This window comes from Mesonia maritima (assembly GCF_042433895.1).
Taxonomy (GTDB): domain Bacteria; phylum Bacteroidota; class Bacteroidia; order Flavobacteriales; family Flavobacteriaceae; genus Mesonia; species Mesonia maritima.
Genome location: NZ_JBHLUA010000022.1, coordinates 36,193 through 62,879 on the forward strand (window position 1 = coordinate 36,193; position 26,687 = coordinate 62,879).

At 34.4% G+C, this 26,687-nt stretch carries 22 protein-coding genes and 1 tRNA gene; 3 read left to right on the forward strand and 20 right to left on the reverse strand.

The features are described from left to right. Positions 1 to 53 precede the first annotated feature (53 nt). The gene (locus ACFFGL_RS13360; protein WP_309730206.1) at positions 54 to 1,130 is read left to right on the forward strand and encodes a flavin-containing monooxygenase; all 1,077 of its coding nucleotides are present in this window, start codon (positions 54 to 56) and stop codon (positions 1,128 to 1,130) included. On the opposite strand, the gene ACFFGL_RS13365 is transcribed toward ACFFGL_RS13360, so the two are convergent. From ACFFGL_RS13365 to ACFFGL_RS13420, 12 genes are all read right to left on the reverse strand, one after another. Then, positions 1,127 to 1,555, reverse strand: a complete 429-nt coding sequence (locus ACFFGL_RS13365; protein WP_309730209.1) for a DoxX family protein — start codon at positions 1,553 to 1,555, stop codon at positions 1,127 to 1,129. The two genes, ACFFGL_RS13360 and ACFFGL_RS13365, sit on opposite strands and share 4 nt — an antisense overlap. Before the next feature lie 57 nt (positions 1,556 to 1,612). Continuing rightward, positions 1,613 to 2,032, reverse strand: a complete 420-nt coding sequence (locus tag ACFFGL_RS13370) for a hypothetical protein (protein ID WP_309730212.1) — start codon at positions 2,030 to 2,032, stop codon at positions 1,613 to 1,615. 166 nt (positions 2,033 to 2,198) lie between these two features. Then, positions 2,199 to 3,887, reverse strand: a complete 1,689-nt coding sequence (locus ACFFGL_RS13375; protein ID WP_309730214.1) for a DUF4397 domain-containing protein — start codon at positions 3,885 to 3,887, stop codon at positions 2,199 to 2,201. Positions 3,888 to 4,225: 338 nt separating this feature from the next. Next, complete coding sequence (locus ACFFGL_RS13380) at positions 4,226 to 4,765, reverse strand: GNAT family N-acetyltransferase (protein WP_309730217.1); 540 nt, start codon at positions 4,763 to 4,765, stop codon at positions 4,226 to 4,228. 63 nt (positions 4,766 to 4,828) lie between these two features. Further along, positions 4,829 to 6,337 carry an SLC13 family permease gene (locus ACFFGL_RS13385; RefSeq protein ID WP_309730220.1) on the reverse strand — a complete coding sequence of 503 codons (1,509 nt, stop codon included), beginning with the start codon at positions 6,335 to 6,337 and terminating at the stop codon, positions 4,829 to 4,831. Positions 6,338 to 6,390: 53 nt separating this feature from the next. Further along, positions 6,391 to 7,614, reverse strand: coding sequence for a hypothetical protein (locus tag ACFFGL_RS13390; protein WP_309730223.1), 1,224 nt, complete (start codon positions 7,612 to 7,614; stop codon positions 6,391 to 6,393). A 16-nt stretch (positions 7,615 to 7,630) separates the two neighbouring features. After that, on the reverse strand, positions 7,631 to 9,175 hold the full coding sequence (locus tag ACFFGL_RS13395) for a M14 family zinc carboxypeptidase (protein WP_309730226.1): 1,545 nt from the start codon (positions 9,173 to 9,175) through the stop codon (positions 7,631 to 7,633). 10 nt (positions 9,176 to 9,185) lie between these two features. Then, positions 9,186 to 10,499: a porin gene (locus ACFFGL_RS13400; RefSeq protein WP_309730229.1), complete on the reverse strand. Its 1,314-nt coding sequence runs from the start codon at positions 10,497 to 10,499 to the stop codon at positions 9,186 to 9,188. Positions 10,500 to 10,508: 9 nt separating this feature from the next. Beyond that, positions 10,509 to 11,654 carry a beta-aspartyl-peptidase gene (iadA, locus tag ACFFGL_RS13405; protein WP_309730231.1) on the reverse strand — a complete coding sequence of 382 codons (1,146 nt, stop codon included), beginning with the start codon at positions 11,652 to 11,654 and terminating at the stop codon, positions 10,509 to 10,511. Positions 11,655 to 11,657: 3 nt separating this feature from the next. Further along, positions 11,658 to 13,022 carry a C4-dicarboxylate transporter DcuC gene (gene dcuC, locus ACFFGL_RS13410; protein WP_309730233.1) on the reverse strand — a complete coding sequence of 455 codons (1,365 nt, stop codon included), beginning with the start codon at positions 13,020 to 13,022 and terminating at the stop codon, positions 11,658 to 11,660. Positions 13,023 to 13,047: 25 nt separating this feature from the next. Then, positions 13,048 to 14,655 carry a lamin tail domain-containing protein gene (locus ACFFGL_RS13415; RefSeq protein WP_309730235.1) on the reverse strand — a complete coding sequence of 536 codons (1,608 nt, stop codon included), beginning with the start codon at positions 14,653 to 14,655 and terminating at the stop codon, positions 13,048 to 13,050. A gap of 7 nt (positions 14,656 to 14,662) precedes the next feature. Next, complete coding sequence (locus ACFFGL_RS13420) at positions 14,663 to 15,529, reverse strand: T9SS type A sorting domain-containing protein (RefSeq protein WP_309730238.1); 867 nt, start codon at positions 15,527 to 15,529, stop codon at positions 14,663 to 14,665. Positions 15,530 to 15,675: 146 nt separating this feature from the next. Between ACFFGL_RS13420 and pdxR the strand changes: the two genes are divergently transcribed. Both pdxR and ACFFGL_RS13430 read left to right on the forward strand, forming a co-directional pair. Then, positions 15,676 to 17,172 (forward strand): MocR-like pyridoxine biosynthesis transcription factor PdxR, encoded by a 1,497-nt coding sequence (gene pdxR / locus ACFFGL_RS13425; protein ID WP_309730240.1) that lies wholly within the window; start codon positions 15,676 to 15,678, stop codon positions 17,170 to 17,172. Positions 17,173 to 17,261: 89 nt separating this feature from the next. Further along, on the forward strand, positions 17,262 to 18,167 hold the full coding sequence (locus ACFFGL_RS13430; protein ID WP_309730241.1) for a hypothetical protein: 906 nt from the start codon (positions 17,262 to 17,264) through the stop codon (positions 18,165 to 18,167). A gap of 54 nt (positions 18,168 to 18,221) precedes the next feature. Here ACFFGL_RS13430 and ACFFGL_RS13435 read toward each other — a convergent pair. The 8 genes from ACFFGL_RS13435 to ACFFGL_RS13470 form a co-directional block, all read right to left on the reverse strand. Continuing rightward, positions 18,222 to 18,295, reverse strand: a tRNA-Arg gene (locus ACFFGL_RS13435). An 18-nt stretch (positions 18,296 to 18,313) separates the two neighbouring features. Next, the gene (locus tag ACFFGL_RS13440) at positions 18,314 to 18,763 is read right to left on the reverse strand and encodes a GatB/YqeY domain-containing protein (protein WP_309730244.1); all 450 of its coding nucleotides are present in this window, start codon (positions 18,761 to 18,763) and stop codon (positions 18,314 to 18,316) included. A 98-nt stretch (positions 18,764 to 18,861) separates the two neighbouring features. Further along, the gene (ftsZ, locus tag ACFFGL_RS13445; protein WP_309730246.1) at positions 18,862 to 20,862 is read right to left on the reverse strand and encodes a cell division protein FtsZ; all 2,001 of its coding nucleotides are present in this window, start codon (positions 20,860 to 20,862) and stop codon (positions 18,862 to 18,864) included. Between the two features lie 49 nt (positions 20,863 to 20,911). After that, entirely contained in the window at positions 20,912 to 22,288 is a 1,377-nt protein-coding gene (ftsA, locus tag ACFFGL_RS13450) for a cell division protein FtsA (protein ID WP_309730249.1), read from the reverse strand. A gap of 12 nt (positions 22,289 to 22,300) precedes the next feature. Next, the gene (locus ACFFGL_RS13455) at positions 22,301 to 23,017 is read right to left on the reverse strand and encodes a cell division protein FtsQ/DivIB (RefSeq protein WP_309730251.1); all 717 of its coding nucleotides are present in this window, start codon (positions 23,015 to 23,017) and stop codon (positions 22,301 to 22,303) included. Next, complete coding sequence (gene murC, locus ACFFGL_RS13460; RefSeq protein WP_309730254.1) at positions 23,007 to 24,365, reverse strand: UDP-N-acetylmuramate--L-alanine ligase; 1,359 nt, start codon at positions 24,363 to 24,365, stop codon at positions 23,007 to 23,009. The genes ACFFGL_RS13455 and murC overlap by 11 nt, the downstream gene beginning before the upstream one ends. Then, complete coding sequence (gene murG, locus ACFFGL_RS13465; protein ID WP_309730256.1) at positions 24,362 to 25,462, reverse strand: undecaprenyldiphospho-muramoylpentapeptide beta-N-acetylglucosaminyltransferase; 1,101 nt, start codon at positions 25,460 to 25,462, stop codon at positions 24,362 to 24,364. Before murG ends, murC begins: the two co-directional genes overlap by 4 nt. Then, positions 25,459 to 26,631: an FtsW/RodA/SpoVE family cell cycle protein gene (locus ACFFGL_RS13470; protein WP_309730342.1), complete on the reverse strand. Its 1,173-nt coding sequence runs from the start codon at positions 26,629 to 26,631 to the stop codon at positions 25,459 to 25,461. Before ACFFGL_RS13470 ends, murG begins: the two co-directional genes overlap by 4 nt. Between the last annotated feature and the right edge of the window lie 56 nt (positions 26,632 to 26,687).

The window sequence follows — 26,687 nt, forward strand, 5'->3', positions numbered from 1 at the left end:
GTTTATCAAAATTTAAAAATGTATAATACCCAAAACCATATTATACAAAAAAGATGCTAGATTTTATTGTTGTTGGTGCTGCACAAGCAGGATTATCGATGGCTTACCAATTAAAACAAATGGGAAAAACCTATTTGGTAATCGATAAAGAAAAAGAAATTGGCGCTTCTTGGCTAAACCGTTGGGATTCGCTTACGCTTTTTACCCCAACGCAATTCAATCATTTAGAAGGATTAGAATTTCCGGCTCCAAAAGGACATTATCCTAATAAATATGAAGTTGCCACTTATTTTAAAAAATATGTTGAAAAATTTAAAATTCCGGTGCAGCTCAATACATTGGTAACCAAAATTGTAAAAGATGACCATCATTTTTTTGTAACTACAGAAGATGGTAAAATTTTAGAAGCTAAACAAGTTGTGGTTGCCACAGGACCTTTTCATATTCCGTATACGCCGCCTTGTTCCAAATTAATTACTGAAGATATTTTTCAAATTCATAGTAATTATTACAAAAACCCTTCACAATTAGAAGAAGGTCCGGCAATGATAGTTGGAGCCGGCGATAGTGGTTTTCAAATTTTAGATGAAATTTCAGCTAATAAAGATCGAAAAACCTATTATTCTGGCGATACCGATATTAAAACACTTCCGCAAGAAATTTTAGGAAAAACGCTTTGGTGGTGGTTTACGAAAACAGGATTTTTAAGTTTCAGTAAAAATTCGTGGCTGGGTAAAAAAATTAGTCGCGCTAAGCAACCCGTTATCGGAACTGACGTTAAAGAAATTCTTCATCGAGAAAATGTAGTTTCCGTAGGAAGAACAAACGATGCGCATAAACATGAAATTGAAACGGAAAATGAAACCTTAACCGATGTAAAAAATATTGTTTGGGCAACCGGCTACCGACCAAATTTTAATTGGATTGAAGGTTTAGAGTTAGATACTGATGGCTACCCGAAACATCACCGCGGAATTAGCAAAATGAAAGGTCTCTACTTTATTGGACTTCCGTGGCTACACACACGTGGTTCTGCCACTCTAGGCGGTATAAAAAAAGACGCGCAATATTTAGCCAATAAAATTGAATCTGATAAAACGCAAACAGAACTTGTACAAAAAGTAAGTTAGGATTTTTCTTTTTTTCTTTTTAGAAGAAAATGATCGAGTGAATATTTACCGCTACCGGTATAAAATAAAAATAAATATCCTAATAAATAAAATACAGGAAGCTCTTGTCTTCCCCAACCATCTGTAGCGTGAATATAAAAAGCTGCAACTACCATTGTAATAATTAAAGGGATTGCGGCTAATTTAGTTCCTAAACCAATAATTATTAAAATTGAACAAATAAATTCAGCAAAAACCGCTAAAGCGAGTGTTGGTTCTTCTCCAATTCCAAATAAATCTACAAATACAATTTCTTCACTTCCAAAAAGCATAATTACTTTAGAAATTCCGTGTACGAGCATTAAAGCAGAAATACCGATTCTAAAAAAAAGCAAGGCGAAATCTATTTGTGGCAAATTGATATTTGTAGAATATGTATTTTTCATAAGTTGATTCGTTTTTTTGAAAGTTAAGAAAAAAATAGCAACCGATAACTTTTAGAATTAAAGTAATTTTTTAGCTTCTTTAATGCTACTCTCTACTCTTTTTTTCATTTCGATAACTTCTTTTTCTTCTGATTTTAAGATATTCAATTTTCGCTCAAATTTTTCCTCACTAAAAGTTGGTTCTTCCAAGGCATTTGGAAATTTTTCAGCAAAATCTCGCATCCATTCCATCATAAACGCGTGAGCTCCTTTTAAATTTTTAAGTGCTTCTGGATACTTTTCAGAATTCTCACCAGCATCAATTTTCTCTTGTAATTTAGTAATTAAATTATTGATTTCGCTCATTTCTGGCATAACCTCATCGTGTACTTCAAGCACATGATTCATCGTGCTTTTGTATTCTTTTACAATAGGTTTATCTTGTTTGCATGAAAGTATGAGAAAATTAAATACGCAGAATAATAATATCTTTTTCATAAGTTTAATTTAGGATTATCAAAGATAAGACATTAAAATTTTTTAAAGAATTATTAAAAAATGTTGGTGAAGATTTATTTTAAAAATATTCATCTAAATTTAAAACATAAAAAAATCCTTCCCTATTTTTATAAGGAAGGATTTTTGAAGTTATTGTTTAAAAAAATTATTTTTTAATTAATCGTTTGCTTTCAATTAAGTTGTTTTCTGAATAAATTGCTACTTGATACACTCCTGAATTTAAATCTCCAAGAGAAATAGAGGGTATTGAGTTTCCATTTTCAACTTCTACATTTTTTATCATTCTACCTTGCATATCGAAAAAACGAACTTCGTAAGAAGCTTCAACTAACCCATTAATTGTTAATACATTATCAGTAGGATTAGGATATAAAGCTATATTATTCTTTTCAAAATTATTTACTGATAACGGATTTTCAGGTAGAGGAATCATATCACCGCCATTAGCTGTAGCAACCCAAAGACCGAATCCTTCTCCATCACTATTAACTGATGGGTCTAAAAAACCAGAAGCTACTACTGTAAGTGCTTGGTCTTGTAAATTCAATGTACTTAACGGAGCTAGATAAGAAGCAACTGTTGTAGTGTTATTTTCATCACGAATATCAATTGTATAATCTTCCACTCCTAATTCTAAATAGCCTTGAAAGTCAGTATAAGAAATATCATCAACTAGCGTTCCTGCACCAATTCCTGTTTCTACTACATCTACGGTTGGCGCGTCTGTAGAACCGTGGTGGACCAATACATCAACATTTCCTGAGGTCATCGCAGTTTCTCTGGCACCGCTATAAACTTCTAAACCAAATGCTGGAGCTGGATTATAACCTGTTGGACTTACAATTCCATCAGCAACTGCAATATAAGTTTCATTTGCTTGTAGTGTTACGGGAAAGGTGGCTATTGCATCAGAAACATCGGTACTATTTCCCGGTGCTACTGCAATTTCAGCTTCTACACCGGCAGGAAAATCTAAAAAGGGTGTCGCAGTCCTAAATTCGAAATTGTCTTGTAACATTTCTCCGTTTAAATATAAGTCTACTGTTGATGCAGCTGCATCAGCAGAATTATGGATAACTTGCAAGCGAGCGGTAGAATTTGCAAGTTCAACTAAATTCCCTCCTGTTGGAAGCGCAACCCAAATTCCAAATTCAGGTCCACCGCTATTCACTGAAGGGTCAACAAATCCAGAAGCTAAAGCCACTGCTGCTCCTCCGGTTAAACCTAAAGTAGACAAAGGTGCTTCATAAGAAGCTATCGTGGTTGTATTAGAAGCATCTTGAACTTCGAGAGTATAGTCTGCTACAGGTAATTGTAAATATCCATCAAAGTTAGTATACGAAATATCATCAACCACTACACCTGCTCCAACTCCTGTTTCTACAATATCTACGGTAGGTGCATCTGTAGAACCATGATAAACAAGTACATCTACCTCTGAAGGATTGGCGGCAGCTTCTTGACCCAACGGGTAAACCTCTATATCAAATGATGGAGAAGGATTATAACCTGTAGTACTCACGATACCATCGGCTATGGCGATATAAGTTTCATTTGAAGCTAAATTAAAATTAAAGCTAGCAATTGCATCTGAAGCACTTGTACTATTATTAGGTGCTACATCTATCGTTAAAGTAACTCCCGCAGGTAAATCTACAAATGGTGTGGCAGTTCTAAATTCAAAATCATCTAATTCTAAATTCCCATTAATGTATACATCTACTTCTTGCACAGCTGCATCTGGAGAATTATGAATTATTTGAACACGTGCGGTTTGAGCAAATAGTAATTGCGCAAAAAACACACAAACGAAGGTTAAAGTAATTTTTTTCATAATTTTTTGTTTAATTAATTTATAAAAACTTTAAACGAAAATAGCATATAAATATTTTTCACAATGAAATTTTGCATTATTTTAACTTAAATAATTAAATATCAACAATATAATGAATGAAAATTAAAAGTATTTGAATTTGAGTTTTATATATATTTATGAATTTAGATTCTTAAGATAAAAACATGCACCGTTTCTCATTATAAAATTTCCGCAAGAAAAGTTCACTTACGATATCTAACATTAGCGTAGTTGCTCACAAAGAGCACTTAAAAATCTGACTATATTACCTAATTAACACGGAAAGCTTTACTGCCAAGAAGTTTTAACTAGATAATTTATTTTCTAAAATCACTTTCTAAAATGGCATATTCAAAATTATCGCTCCAACCGGTTTTTAGCGGTAAAGCTTTTCTGCGGTGACCTTCACGTTTCATTCCTGCTTTTTCCAAAACACGTATACTTCCAAAATTTTCTATTGCACAACCAGCTTCGATTCTGTGTAAGTTTAATTCATCGAAACCAAATTGAATAATTCTTCCTAAACTTTCTGAAGCGAAACCTTTGTTCCAAAATTGAGGCGAAAATTTAAACCAAACTTCCGCCGCATTATATTTTTTCGAACCTAAATTTAAGGTAATCATTCCTATGAATTGCCGCGTTGATGCTATAAATACTGAAAAAACATACGCATTTCCACTTTCTACAGAAGCTAGTAACTTCTCGATTACTTTTCGAGTTTCTTCAATATTTTCAGGAATTCCCGCAGTATTGAATTTATCTACTTCGGGATGTAAATGTAACTCATGAATTTCCTGCAAATCTTCTTCTTTAATGATTTCAAGATTTAATCGAGTTGATGTGAGATTCAATTTCATAAATGATTTAAAAAACCAAAATAGAAATTTAAATTGAATCCATTTTTAATGATCACTAAAATTCTATTTTAAAATTTCAGGAAAGCCGTCAGCTACAATATGAAAAGCGAACGGCAATAAAAAGTAAATCGCAAACGTGATCACAAGAATAGAAATAATATTCATGAGAAAACCTTTCTTTACCATATCGGGAATTTTTAGGTAACCCGAGCCGAAAACAATCGCATTAGGTGGCGTAGCAACCGGTAACATAAATGCGCAAGAAGCTGCTAAAGTAACGCCTATCATAATAAAATAAGGATGAATATTAAAACTTAAAGCCACGGGTGCCAAAATTGGTAAAAGCATCGCTGTTGTCGCTAAATTTGAAGTGACTTCAGTTAAGAAATTTACAGCGGCGACTAAAATTAGAATTAGAAAGAAAAGCGGTAAATTTTCTAATCGCGTAAGTTGTTCTGCAATCCAAACGGCTAATCCTGTTGAAGTAAAACCTTCGGCTAGTGCCATTCCGCCACCGAAAAGAATAATAATGCCCCACGGAATTTTTACAGCTTCATCCCAGGTTAGAATACTACGATCTCGCTTTTTTGTAGGAATTAAGAAAAGAATAATAGCTGCTGAAATCGCAATAATGGTATCATCTAAAGCCGGAATAATGGTTTCGAGAAGCGATCTGAAAATCCAAGCAAAAGCGGTTAAGGTAAACACAATTAAAACAGCTTTTTCTTCATAAGAAATTCTACCGAGTTTTTTCTTCATCTCTTGAATTTCAACTCTTCCGCCGGGAAATTTTAATTTATTCAATTTAAACGCGACCGCCGTTAAATATTTCCAACAAAAGAAAATCAAGATAACAGCGATTGGGAAAGCAAATTTCATCCAATCGAAAAAACTTAATTTTATATCATATAATTTCTCTAAAATTCCAGCTAAAACTAAGTTTGGCGGTGTTCCGATAAGTGTGGATATTCCTCCAATTGAAGCGCTGTAGGCAATGGAAAGCATTAAGGCTTTTCCAAAATTTCCTACTTCATTTGTTTGTTGCTCTTTTTCGAATTGTTTAATAATTGCCATCGCGATTGGCAACATCATTACCGTAGTTGCGGTATTTGAAATCCACATCGATAAAAATGCGGTAGAAACCATGAAGCCCAAAATAATATAACTGACTTTTGAGCCGATAATATGAATGATATTTAAAGCAATTCGTTGATGCAATTTCCAACGTTCAATAGCAATTGCTAGAATAAAGCCACCGACGTATAAAAAAACATATTTATGTCCATATAATTTTGTGGTTTCGCCTAATGCTAAAACGCCTGATAATGGAAAAATTACCATCGGTAATAAAGCGGTGACGGCAATAGGAACTACTTCGGTTACCCACCAAATTGCCATCCAAATTGTTAACCCTAAAACCGAAAACGCTTCATTGCTGAGCGCTTCCGGTTTCTCTAAAACTTGAAAATGAAAAACAACAAAAGCTAATGGACCAAGTAGTCGAAAAATAATTTTTATAATCGCAGGTTTTTCTGAAACTTTTAAAAAGAAATTTTTAAACGAGTTGCTCATTCTTTAGACTTGGATTAATATATTTTTTAAAAAATTTGAGGCTGTAATTTAGTCTAAAAAACTACTTGCAATACAATTTCACCAATAAATTCTTTGGTATCGTTTCCATATTCTACTGATGAAAAAGCGGTTTGTAATTTTAAATTATTCCCTTTAAAGTATTTTGAAAGTCCTAAGGTATAAGCTTTTGTATCCATTAAAATTGAAGAATCATTATTTTCAAATTCAGGGGTGATTTTAGTATATCGCAAATCTACCGCATAACCTGAAAGTGTTGCGTAACCTAACTGAACATTCGAGGCATCGCCTAGGGATAAATATTCACTAATTTGTTGCGGTTGCAAAGCTACACTTCCGGCTTCATTTACAAAAGTTTGCTCAAGCCCGGTTGCTGAAGAGTTTGCATATTCTCCTAAGATTGAAAAACCTTGATATTTAAATAAAATATCGGCATAAACTTGTCTATAATCTGGCAATTGTGGTTTACCGTTTTCTTCATAAATCACAAAATCATTATGGCCTTCTCCTACCGAATTACTTGCGCCATCGTTAAAACTTGCCGCGCCACCAATTACAAATTTTGGTGTAGCTTCGTGCAATAAATCTGCGGTGTAAACGCCGTTTCCTTCAGAAAAATAACCGAGCGGATAAATATCTAAACGTCCGCCATATTTTAATCCGCCTCTGTCAAGATCTCTAGAATCGGTTCCGAAAGAATTTCTTCCATCTCCTGAAGTTAAAGCAAGTTGTGGATCGATTCCGACGCCACCAACTTTAAAATTACTTTCAATAAACACTCCGAATTCCCGACCGGTATTGCTTAACGACGTACTTAATAAACTTCTTCTTGTAAATTGAAATTTATCTTCATCAAACGTCATTTCGCGGTTATTTACAAATGTACGTTTTTGACCGACTGTAATATTTAGAAATTCAGTTGGATGATATGCTACCCAAGCGTCTAAAAGCGGATCTGACAAACTAAAATTTGCTTGAATAAAGAAGCTTACTTTTTCTTTTAAGGCTTTGCCGCCGATATTAAAATAGGTCCGTTTCGCATTAAATTCATTTTCACCATCTTCATCTTCAAATTTTGAGTAGGTATAAGAAGGTTGCACAAAACCACCAATTTTAAATTGGTAATTATTATCTTCAAAATTAAAACGTAAACCTTCCCCTAATTCAAAACTCGCCGAATTTGTATTAATGGTATTGTTTTCTTGAGCCATCATTGCGATAGCGAATAAAAACATAATTGGATATACTATATTTTTCATGGTAAACTGGATCTTTTTATAATTTTTCTTGCTTCAAGTATCGGTAATACGGTAATTCTTCTCCTAAATCGGTTTCGAGCACGTTATATGACAAAAAACTGTTCTCGGCTTCAGGTTCTAGCGTTTCTATTGCCAGATTCGCATTTTTCTGATTCATATATACAACGTAACTTCCAGACGCGAATTCCTTTTGAACGGTGGAAGTTTCCGTCGTAAGATCTTGCCGATGAACCCCTTCATATTTATTAAGATTTGGGTGGTATTTTGTAACGGTGTATTTTTCTACTTCTGCTGAAGTTTCTTTATTTAATTCTTTCACTTCTAAACCCAACACTCGTAAACGTTTTACAAGTTTTTCCTGTGAAGGCAAAAGCACATAAGCTGTTGGTCTTTTTCGTGTTAACGTAGCAGAAGATTTCAAAGCGTTTCTTAAAATCACTTCTTCAGAAATCATTTCATTGGTGGCTAAATCGATAAATTTCATTTGTGCTTTTGAAACATACCGTTTTGATTTCACCACAGCTTCGTGCTTATTTTGAATAGCTTCTGAAATTACTTCTTTTATAAATGCTGAATTCTCATAAGCCGATTTTAAATATGATTCTGCGATTAAAAAAGTGGTCATCGTTCTTCGTTTGAAGGAAGTTTTTCCTAACCCAACACCACGAACCTCAATTAAAGTAGAAATTGCATTGGTTAAGGCGTAAGAAGTTGCACTCGAACGCGCATTAATAGATCCTAAATTGAAGCAAGTATATCCTTGACAATCGGAAGTTGAAAAATAATCGAACGAACGCAGATCGTTTTCTTTTAAGTATGATTTTGCCGGATCTACAAATTCGTTTTTAGTAAATTCTCGCAGATTTTCAGGAACATTTAAATTTCCAGAATACAAAAACATCACGTCATACGGATTGGTAACGCCATATTCTGCATAATGCACAAAATCTCTCCTAAACGGTCGGTATTCGTGAAAATCTAAAGCAACTTCCGCATTAAAATCGCTAAAGGCTTGTTTTAAAATAATACTCTCTTTGGCGTTCAATTTAGTTTGATCTCTGTTTAGATCTAACCCATTTTTAGCATCGCGAAGTTGTTTATTAAAGCCATCGATATTCGCCATCGGAATAATCCCGATTTCAAGCTTATCGAACAAATATTGATAAGAATCGTCCGTTAATAGTTTTTTGATAAGAAATAAAACGCCTTCAGCACTTGCGGGTTCATCACCGTGAATGGCGGCTTGAATCCAAACTTTTACTTTCTCTTGGTTTGAATCTTTTTTATTCAGTAAAAGGAAAGGGATTTTTTCTCCTTTTTGACTTTCGCCAATATATGATAAAGTCGCTATATCTTGATGGTTTTCACTGAGCGGCTTTAAATAAGCCATCATTTCAGAATAAGTGGTAAAACCTTTCTTTTTTTGAAAAGCCGGTGTAGTTATTTCGACATCAAAATCCGGAAAGAATTTTTGAGTGACTTCTTTGGGTTGCGGATTTAAAATTTGTGCAGCGCAAAACGAAGTCGACAAAAATAATACTATAATAAGAGTGTTTTTCATTGCTATTTTTTTAAAATCCGATTGAAAAAATTAGTCGGGCGATCCATTCATTTCCATTGATTGGATCTCCGTTAAAGTCGTTTGAACCCGGAGCTGCATCTACATACGTAAATGAAGTCTGAATTTTAGCGCCATAATTTCGATCTAAATATTTACTAATTCCGAAAGTGTAATAATTAGGACGATTGTAAAATGTTCCGTTATTTAAAAACGAATACGTATCGGCTTCTAAATGTGTGTAACGTGCATCTACCGAAATTAAATTTTTAAATAAATAACCGGCTTGAATGTTATACCCTTCCCCTAACATCATTCTTCCTTTTACATAATTTTCTACATCTTGAATTCCGTTTACCAGAAAACTTGTCGAGGTAGAACCATCATTTCGAACGCGTTGGGTAATATCGTTTCCTACCGTTGCGGTACTTTTTACAAATTCACCCAGCATTGAAAAACCTTTGTATTTAAACAGAAAATCGATTCCGAATTTGGTGTAATCGGGCAAGGCTTCATCACCATCATCATTTAAATAAAGTACGCTTCCGCTTTCTCTTCCGCGGCGAGAACTCATTCCGTCGTTATAGCTGTAATTTACACCAACCACTAATTTTGGTGTTAATTCTCGAACCATATCGACTTGTCTAAACTGGCCGAAATAGGTAAATAAACCGAAAGGTAAAAAGTCTAATCTCCCGCCATATTTTAATCCCCCGCGGTCTTTTTGAAACACATTTAAACCATCGCCATTGGTAAGCGTTAGCGTAGGTTTTAAATAAGAACCGCCGGGAATTCTAAAAGTTCCATCTGCAAATAATCCAAATTCTCGAATAGTACTAAATGCTGAAGTTACTCTACTTCGCTCGACAAGTTGCAGCGTTTGCGAACTCATTCTTAATTCACGATTATCGGTAGCGGTAGAACGTTGCCCAAAGGTTAACGAAATATCATCGGTTAGATCATATTCTAAATACGCATCTAATAGAAAAGTTCCCGCATCATCTTCGCCTTCAATATCTATTTCTGGTGTTCCGCTTAAATCTACTTTTAATCGGTAACTCAGTTTTTCATTTTCAGAATTTCCTGATAAACTTAACCGCAAACGACGCATTCTAAATCGTTTATAAATTTCTGAATCGTAATTCCCGAGGTAACGCTTGGTCTCCACATAAGGTTGTGCATAACCTTCTAATTGAATTGAATAGCCGTTTTCTCCTGAAAAATGAAGACCTTCACCAAAATTGTACTTATCCAGATAAATCTGACTGGTACAAATAGCGGGAAGCGATAAGAGAATAAAAAATGCTATTATTTTTATTGATTTCATAAGTAGAAATTAATGTTCAAAATTTCCTTTTTGTAAAACTTTGGTATCTTCCATCATAAGTTGACCTTTTGCAAACACATCTTTTAAATTAAAATCGTCATCGAGGCAACATAAATCTGCATCGAAACCAACTTTAATACGGCCTTTTTCTTTAAGCGCTAAATTTTTCGCAGGATTTGTGGTAACTAATTTAATAGCTTCCGAAATCGGTAAATTACCTTCTTTTATTAAAGCTCGTGTTTGTTCAAAATTTAAATTAATTGGCGCTTTGGTAAAGCCTATTAAATTTCCGTGTTCGTCTTTTTTTCCTAAACCGGCATTTCCGTCGCTACTAAACGTTAACTGATCGATAGAAATTCCTTTTTCTAATGCATATAAAACCGATTTATACGGATCTGTATATTTTGTTCCGCCAGTAGTAATGTCTATCATTCCGCCCAACTTAGCGAATTTTAAAGATTGCTCGAATAAAGATTTTGTTCTTCCGACGTGAGTTGGAGAAATATTTTCAATAGGAAATTCATGTTTTTCAACGAGTTCTAATAAAATATCTATTTGTGAACTCATTCTTCCTAAATGAATATGCAAAATTCCTTTTTTCCCGGAAATTTGTCCGCCAACGCGAACTTCACGTAAATGCCTTAATAATTCGGTAGCAGTGGGATAAGATGAACGTTCATCACTAATGGCAACTTTACAACCAATCACTTTATCGATAAAAACCATATCGTCTTGAATAGAACTAGTAATGGTTACCGGATCGATGCTGAAATAGCTGGTAAACATATACGCTGTAATTCCTTCATCGGTAAGTGCTTTTGCTTTTGCGTATAAAGTTTTAATGCTTCTTGCGGTTCCGTCGGTTCCTAACAAACCTACCACAGTTGTGGTTCCGCAGTTTATAAATTGCCCCATCATAATTTCTGGAGTCATAGAAGCGTAACCGTGTTTTCCGCCGGCGCCAATTATATGAACGTGCTGATCGATAAAACCAGGCGTCACGATTTTTCCTTTAGCATCCCAAGTTTTTGCTATAGAAGCGTGACCTTCTATGGTATCTTCGATGGCTAAAATTTTATTATTTCCTATTAAAATGTCTTTTTTTCCGAGGAATTCCGGAGCATAGACATTTGCATTTTTTATAAGTGTAAGCATATTTTATATAAAATGATAGATTAACATAATGACCAACGCCACTATGAGTGGAATTAAATTTCGTTTTACAATGGAGAAAGTAGAAACATCGGCAACTTCGGCAGTGGCAATTAAAACGCCCGCTACAGGAGAAACTGTTCTTCCCATTGAAGCTGAAAGTTGCATCGGCAAAATAATAGAGCTACTTTTTATTCCTAGTTTGGCGGCAATATTTGGGACCAACGGACCGAAAGCAAAAAATGACGCATTTCCGCTTCCCATTAACATTGAAGCTAAGAAAATCATCACGGTCATCACGATGCCAATTCCTACACCGCCCAAACCGATATTTTGAGAAAGGTTTATCAATCCATCAATAAAACCAAGACTAATTAATCCTTTTGAAAAAATATCTGCCGCGATTATTAAAGTCACTACCGTTTTAAAGATATCTCCCATTCCATTCCAAAAAATCTTTAAGGAAGCTAATACTTCACGAATATTTCTTTTACGGAAAAATTCAAAAATTAAAGCGACAAATAGACTAATAAACATTGCCGTGGTCGTATCGAGTACAATTGGAGTTTCAAAAAAACTGAATATTTCAGAAAAAACGATAAGCAGAATAAGCGGTAAAATTGGAATAATCGCATAATATAAGGGTGCGGTTAATTCTAATTTTTCTACTTTCTCTAAAGGTTTGTGCTTTTTATTTTCTTTTTTATCGAAGTATCGGTTTACAAAATAATAAGTAACCATCATTGAAATACTCAACGGAATAATCAACGGAATTTGATCTTCTAAAAAGAATGAAATTGCATCTTGATTTATAATTGAAGTTGCGCTTGCCGTAATTGCTGAAGCGGGACCAATACCAAAAGCAGTACAAGCCGTAATTACAGAAACTGCCGACAAACGACTTACACCTAGATTAATTAGAATTGGAAAAACCGAAGCCATTAGCAACAATCCCAATCCTGCTGCCGAGGGAATACATACAAACAATAATTGGCCAATAGGAATTACCAATGAAGCCGCGATATAAGGTTGTTTCTTAAATAAGGATAATGGCTTTAATGCAATGTAAACCAATGATTTTGAAGCGCCTATTTTTTCGATATACGCTACAAAACCACCAATTGCCATAATCATTAATCCTACTCCTGCATTAGTATCGGCAAAAGATTCTTTCATATAACGAAATAAATCGAAGCCAAAAAAACCGGTTGGTTTTTCTAATGCAGGAACAGAATAATTCAAATAATAGGAAACCAATAGCATTGCAATACCGGATAGTAAAAGAACCGCATGCGGATAAAATTTCTTCACTAAAAGTATCGCTACAATGATTACAAAAACTACTGCTATAATTGGTCCTGTTATTTCCATTCAAATAAATTCTCTTAATTACTAATTAAAATGATGTTCCATCGGTTTTTGTTCCTGGAGAAAATAATGTTGCACTTACGCCACCGTGTTGTTCGAAATCTCCTGTAATATCAGGATTTCGAGTGTACGATTCATTAGGATTGTTAGAAAGTGGTTCAATATCAAAAGAAATCACCACGGTTCCTTCAGCGTCTTGAATAGTTAATACATCTCCAGAATTATTTAAATTTAAATCTCCTGTAGTTGAAGTTTGAACTATCGCTCCTCCAAAACTCCCTGTTGGAGTTCCACCTCCAAAAATTACTATGGCGCTATTAGCAGGGATTACCGTTCCGTTTGGTATTACGTGTCTTGGTGTATCTGCATCTAATGCTTCGGTATCAAAAATTTTATAACCACTTACATCAAATGGTGAAGAAGAATTATTATAAATCTCTATAAATTCATCTTCATTCTGCGCGTAAGTTCCATCTCCGTTTGCGTCACCATCTAAATTATCGTTGGAAGGATCGTAAAGAATTTCATTTAAAATTAATGGATTCTCAATATCGTCATCTTCCAGATTTATAGTGAATTCCTGATTTTCTGCTGCGATTGCGTTGGTTACCGCTCCTAAATTTACTTCAACCGTTTCGTTTCCTTCAATATCGCTATCTTGAGTTGCGGTTAAATCGATTGTTGCTTCGGTTTCGCCACTTGGAATTGTAACAGATTGTGAAGAAACTGAATAATCGGTATCTAAAGTTGCAGTTCCTGCGAAATTAAGATTTATAGTTACGTTTTGATTTGTCGCAACATTTAAGGAAGCTGTAATGGTAGAAACACCACCATCTTCTGAAATCGTCATTGGTGAAGCAGCAATAAAAGCGGTTACCTCAACACTAGCATCTGAAATTACCCCTAATCTATTTTCTGGCGCTAATTGGTCGTAAATAGCTGCCGGAACAACTATATCTGGCGTATCTGGATCTCCATCTGGTCCTGGATTTCCACTCATATCTAGCATTTCATCTATTTGAAGATTGTTACTTAAATTTATACTTGTAAAATTGTGATTTGGCAAATACAAATGACGTAACTCCGTGTTATTTGATAAATCAATTGATGATAATAACTGATTTTCATCGGCGCTCGCACTTCCTTTATAGCGAATTAAAGTAAGTTCGGGATTGTTGGTAACATCTAAATTTCCAATTAAATTGAAATTAATTTCTAGTTCTTCTAAAGCAACTAAATTAGAAAGATCAATTTCTTCTACATCGTTAGAAGTTAATACCAAATGTTGCAAGCCAAGAAAATATTCTATTCCGGTAAGGTCGGTAATTTTAGTTTCTGCAGTCGCTAAACCGGCATCAACTAAGGTTTGAACATTACTACTTGTTTTACTTAGTGAAAGTTCGCTTACTACGTTTACTTCATCTGGATCTAAATAATATTTGGTTTCATTCCCTTCGATTTCTGATGAGATTCCGGGAATTTCTTGAAATAACATATATTCTCCAAAAGCTTTATCTGGAATTTCTACTAATTCCGTTTCTTCGATAGGAATTTCACCTTCAACATCATCGGTACTACACGAATTGAACGCTAAGAGGATAATTCCAAATAAAAATAGATTTAAAAACTTATTCATAATCAGTTTATTTTATAATTATTCTTTTATATATATTTTCTTCTCCTATTCCTACTGAAACAATATAAACGCCACTTTTCAGCAAGCTTACATCTATTTTATCAGCAGGATTATTTTCTATTAAAACACGTTTACCCAATACATTGAAAATTTCAATTTTAGTTAAAGTATTACTAGGGGTTTCTATCGTAAGAAACCCACTAGTAACAGGGTTGGGGTAAAGTGAAATTTTCAGATTTTTATGAAAAGTTTGAGTAGCTAAGTTCACATTAGAATATTCGCCTATTGTAGTTACGGTATTTTCTAATGGATCGGCGCCATTACAATCGCCTTCAGTATCCAATACGTCTACGCCGTGAAAAGTCCATTCACTTTCAGTGAAAACAGGGTTTGGCCCAACATCATTATTACGAGAACCCCAAGAATCTGAATACTCCCAAGTTTCTCCCGTTCCATCGGTATCGCCACCAAATTGATCTATAACCACATCCCCGGCAATTTCCACTAATCGGTAAGAATCATTCCCGTTATGGCTAATATCATCGCTTACTTCAGAATTACTATCGGAAATATTTTCATTCGGAAATTCTGTATTTAAAGTTGCTAAATCTCTAATAAGGTAAATAAACTCATCGGTTCTAGTATTAAAAGCAGAAAGGTCGATGTCTACACCATCATCTGCCCAAGTTCCTGCATTGGAACGTCTCACTAATTTATAATTATTTAAATCTACGGTTCCGCTAACATAGAGCTCTACAAATTTACTGGTATTACCGCAAGAACCGTCCACCACATTGGTAATAACCAATTGCTGCGCGTATCCTGAAAGAGAAAAAACGCACAACAGTACTAAGAATATGTAATTTTTAGCCATAATATATTTGTTTTTAATAAAAATTAAACTTGATTAAAACTAAATACTCAAAATTTAGCCTTAAATATTATTAATATCGTATCTCAAATAGAACAAAGTTTTTCTTATCTTTCGCATACCAATTACTTTTAATTAAACATACCAATTTGAAATTAATCACTTCTAAAATACTGAAAGAGTTCGATTTAAATTCTTTTAGAACTGACTTAAGTTTATATTTAAGAATCTGCGAATTCTTTAAAATGAAGATTGAAAACAAGGAAATTCCACCACATTCGTTATTACCTTCTACCCGAAATTTAGCAGAAAAACTATCGGTTTCAAGAAGCACGATTATAAAAGCGTATGATTTTTTAATTTTAGAAGGATTTATTGAATCAAAAAAAGGAGCAGGATATTGGGTAAGTGACAGAGAAACCTATTTTTCCCCACACGAGGAAATTGATGAAGAAATAAATTATCCTGAACTTTCCAAAAAAGGAAAATCTTTTCAAGAAAATGTTTCGCTCATCAATAGTACTTCTGAAAAATTTGTAGCCTTTAGACCAGGCTTACCGCCACTTGATATTTTTCCGGTAAATCAATGGAAAAAACTTTCAAACTTGTATTGGCGAAATATAAAATCTTCCGCACTTTCCTATTCTGATTCTTCCGGAATTGAAGCACTAAAAAAAAATATCGCCAATTACCTTAACCTTATTCGTGGAATAAAATGCGATCATCATCAAGTCATAATTGTGTCCGGTTCGTTGCAGTCACTTTATTTAGTAGGAAATGCGCTTCTAAATACCGGTGATACGATGGTTATGGAAAATCCTACTTTTCCGAATGTTCATTCTATTTTTAGAAGTTTGCAAGCTAACATAAAAGCGCTACCGATTGATGATGAAGGAATTATGCTAGACAAATTGCAATTAACCGAAAAAGAAAAACCTAAATTATTGCACGTTACGCCTTCGAATCATTACCCAACAGGAATTCAAATGAGTAAAAAAAGAAAACTGGAAGTGTTAGAATGGGCGCATAAAAACGAAAGCATTATTATTGAGAATGATTATGATCACGAAATTAGCAATTGGCGCACTAAAAACGAATCGCTTTTCAGTTTAGATCACGAAAACCGTACGGTTTATTTAGGAACTTTTAATAGATTATTGCATCCATCTATTCGCTTAGGGTATATGGTTGTTCCCTATTATTTGCTTGAAGTCATTAAAGCGCTACAAAAACATTCGCACCGTTTTGTTTCACCCTCCAATCAGGTAGTAATGAGTCAATTTATTGAAAAAAATCATCTTTATAATCATGTAAAAAATGTGGTCTCTATAGCTGAAGAACGAAAAGAAATTTTTCTTAAAAACTTTAAAGAGCATTTTAACGAAAATATCACTATAAAACCTTCGCAAGCACGAAGTCTTCATATTCTTGCAGAACTTCCCGATACTATTTCAGACAAAGAAATTTCCAACGTATTTTATCATCAAAATATTATTGCGCATCCTTATAGTAAATGTTTTATAAATACTGAAAAAGAAGGACTTATATTCGGCTATTCCTGTGTGCGAAATCCCGTAATTTCAAAAAAAATAAATAAAATGGCACGAATTTTTAATCCTAAAAGTGAGGAACTTCTTCAACATTAACCTAATTGGATTGGTTAACTTCTATAAACTGGTATGCTTTCGATTGGCGAGGTTTTAAATAACTTGCCCGATGATCAATAATTTTTAAAATGAAAAATTGCTATATCTTTTTTGGATTAATTCTTCTATTTATTTCGTGTGATGAAAATGATGTTTCTACGGAAGTAGATGAAGAAAAGATCACCGGTACCGGAGCTATTTATTATGACGAATATTCACCGCTGACTTCTAAACCTATAAATGTATTTTATCATATTCCCGACGGTTATGCGACTTCGATGCCTATTCTTTTTGTTTTGCACGGCGCCGGAAGAAATGCCGCGGAATACAGAAATGCTTGGATAGAAGAAGCAAATGCGAAAAATATTATTATTATCGCTCCCGAATTTTCTGATGAAAATTTTCCCGGCGGAGATCAATATAATTTAGGAAACGTCTTTGTTGATGGTGATAATCCGTCAACACAAACTTTAAACAATGAAGCTAAATGGACATTTTCACTTATTGAGCCAATATTTAATAAGGTGAAAAGTCTTATCGGAAATTCTTCTAACAAATATGATATTTACGGTCATTCTGCCGGCGCTCAATTTGCGCATCGTTTTTTAATGCTAAAACCAAACGCTAACGTCAATACTATTATCGCTAGCGCAGCAGGTTGGTATACACTTCCAGACGATACAATTGAATTCCCTTACGGAATACAAAATTCACCTATCGAAAATATAGATGCTAGCAATTATTTTTCTAAAAAACTTATTATTCAAATTGGAACTCTAGATAATGATCCAAATTCTCCGGGATTGCGGCATAATTCTATAGTGGATATGCAAGGCGATAATCGCTATGATCGTGCCTATTATTTTTATAATGAAAGTAAAATGATTGCTGAAGAATTAAATATCAATTTTAATTGGCAACTTGTCGAAACACCAAATGAAGATCATGACTATAAACTGACAATTCCACAAGCAGCAGATTTGTTATATAATTAATTTCAATTTTATTGTATAAAAAAACAGCTACTAAATTTTAGTAGCTGTTTTTTGTGACCCCGGCAGGATTCAAACCTGCAACCCTCAGAGCCGAAATCTGATGCGCTATTCAGTTGCGCCACGGAGCCTATTTTCCAATTAAAATTTTAACTGGATAATTTATTCTTTACAATGTTTGAAATAGTTTTCCCATCAGCCTTTCCTGCCAATTCTTTTGAAGCGATCCCCATCACTTTTCCCATATCTTTCATTCCTTCAGCATTTGTATCCGCAATAATTTTTTCAACTTTTGCTTCAATTTCTGCTTCGGAAAGTTGTTCCGGTAAAAATTGTGCGATTACCTCGACTTGTTCTTCTTCTGGAATAGCTAAATCTTCGCGGTTTTGCTCTCTATAAACTTGCGCGCTATCTTTACGTTGCTTTACAAGTTTTTGAACAAGTTTTACCTCTTCTTCTTCAGTAAGTTCTTGATGGTTATTTTCAGTTTTCGCTAAAAGAATTGCTCCTTTTACTGCACGTAATGCTTCTAAAGCAGCTGCATCTTTTGCTTTCATAGCTGCTTTCATTTGTGTCATCACTTCTTTTTCTAAACTCATCGCTTGATTTATTTTGAAATGCGAAGATAGTTATTCTAATGAAAAACCCGAAGATAATTCATTAGAAAACTTCGGGTGATTCATCGCCTATCAATCAATTAATCTACATTATCGTGCAAGAAAGAATTATTGCTTCTAAACGTCATTTCGTCATTACTATCATTGCTTAAACTTGTACGCGATAATTTTTCTTGCGAACCAGGTTTATCGTTATCTAAGTCTAAACCTGCACGTTTGTATGCCGGTTGTTTTTCAATTTCATCTATATTGCTATTATTTCTGAATTTATAGTTGAAATTTTTCATTCGTGCTCTACGTTCTGCGGCACGAGCAATTAAATCTTCAGAAATAGGATTATTAAACGGATCTATTTCTTCGTTATCTTCTGAAGCTGATTTTTGCTGTTCGTTAGAAGTGGTTTTGACTTCAAATTTTGAAGTTTTATCTTCAGCTGGTTCTTCTTTTTTTGGAGTAGGTTTAGCTTGTTCTAAATCTTTTTCCAACTCCATATAATCTTCTAAACTGTAACGTTTTTCTTCCGTTTGCTTTTCAGACTGAAAATTAGATTGAACTTCCTCAGGTGCGTTCACTTCAATATTATTAGGCTCTTCTTCAAGATTAAAAACTATTTTCTCTTCAGAAGTTTCTTCATTTATTTCATTTGAAATAGTTTTTTCTTCTTCTTTTAATGGAAAATCGAAGGTAAACATTCCCTGCTCTTCACTTTCTGAATGAGAAGAAATTGGTTTTACTTCCTCAGGTTCATTTACTTCAATATCGCGAACATTTTGATGCGCATCAATAATTACAAAATCATCTTCATTATATTTAACCTCTTCATAATCTACTTCTAAATCGCGTATTAACGAAGAAGTAGGAATTAATTCCATCGTATTTTCAGGAGATTGAGGTGTTGGATTAGAAGGCTGTTCCTTTTTAGGTTCCTCTTCTTCTAACGTATGAACAATTTTCTTTGGTTCTTCTTTTTTAACAGGCTGTTGCGTTCTGTTGGTATTTACATTTCCTTCATTTTTAGGCGTTAAATTATGAACCGCCCGTTGCTCATCTTCCAGGGTGTGAATTATTTTTTTGGTTTCTGTATTAACAATAACATTTTGTTGTTCCATGTTAAATCCCGTAGCAATTACGGTAACAGAAATAGATTCTTCTAAATTTTCATCATCACCAACACCCATAATAATATTAGCGCTGTGACCGGCTTCCGCTTGAATGTGATCATTAATTTCACCAATTTCATCGATCGTAATTTCTTCTGAACCGGAAACAATAAGCAGCAACACGTTTTTGGCTCCGGCAATTTTATTATCATTTAATAAAGGTGAATCTAATGCTTTCATAATCGCTTCTTGCGCTCGATTACTTCCTGAAGCAGCTGCAGAACCCATAATTGCTGTTCCGCTATTGCTTAAAACGGTTTTCGCGTCACGCAAGTCAATATTTTGCGTGTAGTGATGCGTAATTACTTCAGCAATTCCTCGAGAAGCGGTTGCTAAAACCTCATCGGCTTTAGAGAAACCAGCTTTAAAACCTAGGTTTCCGTATACTTCGCGCAGTTTATTATTGTTAATTACAATAAGCGAATCTACATTTTTACGCAGTTTTTCAACTCCTAATTGTGCTTGTTCATTTCGCATTTTGCCTTCAAACTGAAATGGAATAGTGACAATTCCTACAGTAAGAATATCCATTTCTTTAGCTTGCTTAGCGATAATTGGCGCAGCTCCAGTACCGGTTCCACCACCCATTCCAGCAGTTATGAATACCATTTTTGTATTGGTATCGAGCATGGTTTTTAAGTCCTCAAAACTTTCTAACGCGGCTTGCTCACCAATTTCAGGGTTTGCTCCTGCTCCTAATCCTTCGGTTAAATTTACTCCCAACTGAATTTTTATAGGAACGGGACTGTTTTCTAAGGCTTGAGCATCGGTATTGCAGACTACAAAATCTACTCCGTTAATTCCTTGTTGAAACATGTGATTAATCGCGTTTGATCCACCGCCACCAACGCCAATAACTTTAATTACGTTGGATTGATTTTTGGGAAGATCGAATGAAATGTCGAATTCTGTGCTGCTCATAATTCTATAATTTTCCTTTTCTTAGTATTTTCTTTTTCTTAGCTTTTTTTTATTCTGCGTTGTCTAAAAAATCTTTAAAATCCTCAAACCATTTCTCGAAGATATTTTTGCGTTTTCTAGACGGTTTTGGTTCCGGAGCTTCTGGGTCTTTTTTTAATTCTTCTTCGGCTTCGGGAATTTCTTGATCAAAAGTTTCTTCTACTGCAGGGGCAGAAGCTCCTTCTGTAACTTTTTCTTCTTTATGTTCTTCTTCTTTTCTTTTTTTAATCTTTTCAATGCTGTTCAATACAAGTCCAATTGCAGTTGCGTACATCGGGCTAGTCGTTTCTTCGTCACTATTTCCAGCTAAATGTTCATTAGGATAACCGATTCTGGTATCCATTCCTGTGATGTATTCCACCAATTGTTTTAGGTGTTTTAATTGTGCACCACCACCAGTAATTACAATTCCTGCAATTAATTTTTTCTTCTGTTCTTCGTGCCCATAATTTTTAATCTCCAAGTAAACTTGTTCAATAATTTCAACTACTCTAAAGTGAATTATTTTTGAAAGATTTTTTAACGTGATTTCTTTAGGTTCTCTTCCGCGCAAACCGGGAATAGAAACAATTTCGTTGTCTTTATTTTCGCCAGGCCAAGCTGAACCGAATTTCACTTTTAGTAATTCGGCTTGCTTTTCAATAATTGAACAGCCTTCTTTTATATCTTCGGTAATAACATTTCCTCCAAACGGAATAACCGCGGTATGACGAATAATTCCGTCTTTAAAAATGGCAAGATCTGTAGTTCCGCCACCAATATCGATTAACGCGACACCAGCTTCTTTTTCTTCTTGACTTAATACGGCATTGGCTGAAGCTAACGGTTCTAAAGTTACGCCGGTAAGATCTAAACCTGCACTTTTTATACAGCGACCAATATTTCTAATGGAAGAAATTTGACCAACCACTACGTGAAAATTGGCTTCAAGACGACCGCCGTACATTCCGATAGGTTCGGTGATTTCAGCCTGACCGTCGACTTTAAATTCTTGCGGAAGCACATGAATAATTTCTTCACCGGGAAGCATGACTAATTTATGCACTTGATTACATAAAATATCGATATCTTTTTCACTAATTACTTCATCTGAATTTTCTCTCGTAATGTAATCGCTATGTTGTAAACTGCGAATATGTTGCCCGGCAATACCTACAACAACTTCGCTTATTTTTATACCAGAATCGGTTTCTGCTTCTTGAACTGCTTGCTGGATAGATTGAATGGTTTGCGTAATATTATTGACAACACCACGGTGAACACCTAAACTTTTTGAGCGACCAATACCCAAAATTTCCATTTTTCCGTATTCATTATTACGACCAATCATGGCCACAATTTTTGTGGTTCCTATGTCTAATCCTACTGCAATGTCTTTATCTTCCATAATAAAAAAGTATCACTTTTTAGTGCAAACAACTTGATTTTCAAACTGTAAATTCACGCTTGTATAAGCATCGAGCTTTTTATCGATATAGGCTTTTTTATAAAATGCTTTAAAATTATCTACCTTTCTTTCTATCGCTGAAATTTTTCCGAAAAGAACTTCAAAATCCAGCGTTCGTAACTGCAACTTATAATCGCCATTTTCTAAACGATCTATAGCAGTGATATGTTTGGTTAAAAATTCATCTTTTTCGATCTTCTTCAACAACGGAAATATTTCTGCTATTTCTTTTTCTGAAATATTACTCACCCACGGAACGCGCGCCGAATAATTTGCAGAAAGCGGCATTTTTTTTCCGTTAGTATCGATATAAAAATGCTTTTTATTTGCTACTCGGGCAATTGGTTTTCGCTGGGTAATTAGCGTTCCTAAACTTCCGTCGACGGTTAAATAAACTTCTGCATCTTCAATCATATCGTGGTTATCTAACACGCTTTCTAACTTATTCAAAACTAAAATTTCTTTGCTTACGTTTTGAACGGAATCCGGATTTACTATCAACAACTTATTAACCGCGTTTTCAGTGATGTAGAGGTTTTCTCCATTGGTAAACGCAACTTCTACAGATTTTAAGTTGCGCGTAGCGTGTCTTTTTGCAGAAAAACTGTACAGAAAAACCACTAAAATTAATAGAGCAAAAGCTTTTATGTAATTCCAATTAATTTTCATTAATCAATTCGATTTTTATTTTTTCTACCTCTTCTCCAATATCGCCGGCACCCATTACTACAATTACTTTTTCGTTGGTATTTTTCACTGCTTTTGGAAGTTCGGATTTTGACACTATTTTTTTCTTCTGAAGTGAAATCTTTTCAAGTAAAACTTCACTGGTAATTCCATCGATAGGTTTTTCGCGCGCCGGATAAATATCAAGTAAAAAAACATTATTGAATTTTGAAAGACTTCTGGCAAATTCTTGCATAAAATCTCTTGTTCTGCTAAATAAATGTGGCTGAAAAATCGCTAAAATTTCTTGATTAGGATGCATTTCTGAAATGGCTTGATGAACCGCATTAATTTCAGTTGGGTGATGCGCGTAATCTTCAATTAAAATGTAATCTTGAGTTTTTAAATGATAAGTAAACCTACGGTCTACGCCTTTAAATGTTTTTAAATGTTTTGCAGCTTTTTCTCCCTCGATCCCAAATTTCATGGCTAATGCTAAAGCTGTAGCTGCATTAAAAATATTATGTCTCCCCGGTAAACCAAAAATTATATTTTGAATGGTCTCTTTAGGCGTTTTAAAATTAAAATGATAATTACCGTTTTTAACTTCTATTTGTTGAACGCTGTAATCTGCTTCAACCTCAACCCCGATTGTTTTTCCGTTTAGATTTTTTAACCCGTATTTGTAGAAAAAATTTTCAGGATTTTTAATTTTTGCTGCAAACTCTTGAAATGAATGTTGTAAAGATTTTTCTTCCTTATAAATATCTAAATGGTCGGCATCCATAGAAGTTATTGCCGCGATGGTTGGTTTTAGTTGTAAAAATGAGCGATCGAATTCATCGGCTTCTACAACCACAACTTCATTTCCATCAGAAATAAAATTGGTTTGGTAATTCTCACTAATACCGCCTAAAAAAGCGGTAAGTTTTACTCCGCACTGCTTCAAAATATGTGCTAAGATGGCAGTAGTAGTGGTTTTCCCGTGGGTTCCAGCTACTGCTAAAGTGGGAAGATCTGCTGTTATCATTCCTAAAACTTCTGCACGTTTTTTAACCAAAAATTGCTTCTCGTTAAAAAACTGATAAAGCGGATTTTCCACCGAAACAGCGGGAGTATAAACTACCAAAGTTTTTTCTTTTATGTGAAAAGCTGCCGGTAATTGCTGAACTTCATCGGTGAAAAATACAGAAATTTCATCGTTTTCCAATTTTCGGGTAAGTTCAGTTTCGGTTTTATCGTAGCCGGCAACATTTTTTCCATTCAATTTAAAATAACGCGCAAGCGCGCTCATTCCTATTCCGCCAATGCCGATAAAATATATATTTTCTATGTCTTTAAATGGATTCACAGCGTAGGATTTATAAGTTTTTCAACCTCATCTACAATAGCTTTTGTGGCGTGAGGTTTTGCGATTTTTCTTATATTTTCTGAAAGCATTTTTTGTTGTTCTTCTGATGCCAAGAGCTTCGTAAACGCTTTTTTAAAATTTTGTTCTAAGTCGGTTTCTTTTATTAAAATAGCCGCGTTTTTATTAGCGATCGATTGGGCATTTTTAGTTTGATGATCTTCGGCTACATTTGGAGATGGAATAAAAATTACCGGTTTACCTACTACACATAATTCGCTTACAGAACCTGCGCCAGCTCTTGAAATTATAATATCAGCAGCGGCATAAGCAAGTGCCATATGATCTAAATATTCATAGATTTTAAAATGCGGACTCGCTTCGTAATGTTTATAGTCTAAGAAATATAATTTCCCGGTTTGCCAAATAACTTGCACATTTTCATCTTCAAAATAAGGAATGTGTTTTTCGATATGTTGGTTTATTTTTCGAGCCCCTAAACTTCCGCCTAAAACCAAGACGGTTTTTTTCGTTTTATCAAGCTTAAAAAAATTGATTGCTTCTTCTCTTTTCGAATTAATCTCTAATAAATCTTGCCGAACAGGATTTCCTGTAAATCGTATTTTTTCTTTCGGAAAATAATTTTCCATATTTTCATACGCTACACAAATACTTTTAGCGTTCGAGGCTAACCATTTATTTGTAATTCCCGCATACGAGTTTTGTTCTTGCAACAAGGTTGGAATTTTTTGTTGATTTGCAGCTTTCAATAGCGGACCGCTTGCAAAACCGCCAGTACCAATTACAACGTGGGGTTTAAATTCACTTAATATTTGATGCGCTTTTAAAATACTACTGATTAATTTTAAGGGAAACAATGCGTTTTTTAGAGAAAGTTTTCGTTGTAAACCGCTAATCCAAAGTCCTTTTATATTGTAGCCGGCTTTAGGAACTTTTTGCATTTCCATACGATCTTTTGCGCCGACAAATAAAAATTCGGCTTCTGGATGTCTTTTCTTTAATTCATCTGCAATAGCAATTGCCGGATAAATATGTCCGCCAGTTCCTCCACCTGATAATATGAATTTCAATTTTTTCATAACGCTTCGCTTAACACATCTAACGGATTTTCACTTTCTTCTTCAGTCTCTATTTCTTCCTGTTGTTTTATTTCTTCTCGTTTTGCGCTTACGCTTTGTACAATTCCTAAGGCTAAACAAGTCATCCAAATGGAAGAACCACCACTACTTATTAATGGCAAAGTTTGTCCGGTTACGGGAAATAATTCTACCGCAACTGCCATATTAATTAAGGCTTGAAAAATTATGGGTAAACCTACACCAATGACTAATAATTTCCCGAAAACGGTGTTTGCTTTTGTAGAAACGATTATTAATCGGAAAAGAATAAATAAATACGCTAGCATTACACTTATACCGCCAACTAATCCCATTTCTTCAACAATGATGGCGAAAATAAAATCTGAGGAAGATTGTGGTAAGAAATTTCGTTGTACGCTTTTTCCTATTCCTGTTCCTACAACTCCACCACGTGCAATTGCTATTTTAGCTCTTTCAATTTGATAATCGGCTTCAGTATCTTCATTGTTCGCAAAATTTTCAACCCGGCTAATCCAAGTATCTACACGATTGGGAAAAACACCAGGAAAAGCTTTTGCGGTAAGTCCGAAAAGCAATAAAAATAAAGCTCCTGAAGCAATTATAATTCCGAGGTATTTTAACGGATAACCGCCTAGAAAAACCAACATTAAAACCATTGCAAAAATAATTGCGGTAGTAGAAAAATTGGCCGGTAAAATTAACGCTAAAATTACGCCTACCGGAAGCCACAACGGTAAAATGGTTTCTTTAAAGGTTACTTTTTTTGAATGGATTTTAGAGAGATAGCGAGCGACATAAATCATTAAAACTACCGAAGCTAAAGTGGAAGTTTGAAACGTTTTATTTATGATAGGAATCTTTATCCATCGACTTGCATTTGCACCATCTATTGTAGTTCCTTGTGCTAAAGTGTAAAGCAATAAAAGAATTACAATAGGAATCATTAAAATGGAAAGTCCGCGAAAATAATGATACGGAATTTTATGTACCGCATAAATTATGGCAAAACCTAAAAAAAGATGAATAAAATGCGAAACCAAGTATTGAAATGTACTTCCATCACCATACAAATACGCAACATTACTACTTGCGCTATAGACGGGAATAAATGAAAAAATAGCCAACAACCCGGCAATAGCCCAAATCATCTTATCGCCTTTTAGATAAGAAAAAATATTAATCTTTGTATGTTTCGCTTCGTTTG

Coding starts and splice junctions, on each gene's coding strand:
- ACFFGL_RS13360 (WP_309730206.1), top strand. CDS start 54: ATGCTAGATTTTATTGTTGTTGGTGCTGCACAAGCAGGATTATCGATG.
- ACFFGL_RS13365 (WP_309730209.1), bottom strand. CDS start 1,555: ATGAAAAATACATATTCTACAAATATCAATTTGCCACAAATAGATTTC.
- ACFFGL_RS13370 (WP_309730212.1), bottom strand. CDS start 2,032: ATGAAAAAGATATTATTATTCTGCGTATTTAATTTTCTCATACTTTCA.
- ACFFGL_RS13375 (WP_309730214.1), bottom strand. CDS start 3,887: ATGAAAAAAATTACTTTAACCTTCGTTTGTGTGTTTTTTGCGCAATTA.
- ACFFGL_RS13380 (WP_309730217.1), bottom strand. CDS start 4,765: ATGAAATTGAATCTCACATCAACTCGATTAAATCTTGAAATCATTAAA.
- ACFFGL_RS13385 (WP_309730220.1), bottom strand. CDS start 6,337: ATGAGCAACTCGTTTAAAAATTTCTTTTTAAAAGTTTCAGAAAAACCT.
- ACFFGL_RS13390 (WP_309730223.1), bottom strand. CDS start 7,614: ATGAAAAATATAGTATATCCAATTATGTTTTTATTCGCTATCGCAATG.
- ACFFGL_RS13395 (WP_309730226.1), bottom strand. CDS start 9,175: ATGAAAAACACTCTTATTATAGTATTATTTTTGTCGACTTCGTTTTGC.
- ACFFGL_RS13400 (WP_309730229.1), bottom strand. CDS start 10,499: ATGAAATCAATAAAAATAATAGCATTTTTTATTCTCTTATCGCTTCCC.
- iadA (WP_309730231.1), bottom strand. CDS start 11,654: ATGCTTACACTTATAAAAAATGCAAATGTCTATGCTCCGGAATTCCTC.
- dcuC (WP_309730233.1), bottom strand. CDS start 13,022: ATGGAAATAACAGGACCAATTATAGCAGTAGTTTTTGTAATCATTGTA.
- ACFFGL_RS13415 (WP_309730235.1), bottom strand. CDS start 14,655: ATGAATAAGTTTTTAAATCTATTTTTATTTGGAATTATCCTCTTAGCG.
- ACFFGL_RS13420 (WP_309730238.1), bottom strand. CDS start 15,529: ATGGCTAAAAATTACATATTCTTAGTACTGTTGTGCGTTTTTTCTCTT.
- ACFFGL_RS13430 (WP_309730241.1), top strand. CDS start 17,262: ATGAAAAATTGCTATATCTTTTTTGGATTAATTCTTCTATTTATTTCG.
- ACFFGL_RS13440 (WP_309730244.1), bottom strand. CDS start 18,763: ATGAGTTTAGAAAAAGAAGTGATGACACAAATGAAAGCAGCTATGAAA.
- ftsZ (WP_309730246.1), bottom strand. CDS start 20,862: ATGAGCAGCACAGAATTCGACATTTCATTCGATCTTCCCAAAAATCAA.
- ftsA (WP_309730249.1), bottom strand. CDS start 22,288: ATGGAAGATAAAGACATTGCAGTAGGATTAGACATAGGAACCACAAAA.
- ACFFGL_RS13455 (WP_309730251.1), bottom strand. CDS start 23,017: ATGAAAATTAATTGGAATTACATAAAAGCTTTTGCTCTATTAATTTTA.
- murG (WP_309730256.1), bottom strand. CDS start 25,462: ATGAAAAAATTGAAATTCATATTATCAGGTGGAGGAACTGGCGGACAT.
- ACFFGL_RS13470 (WP_309730342.1), bottom strand. CDS start 26,631: ATGATTTGGGCTATTGCCGGGTTGTTGGCTATTTTTTCATTTATTCCC.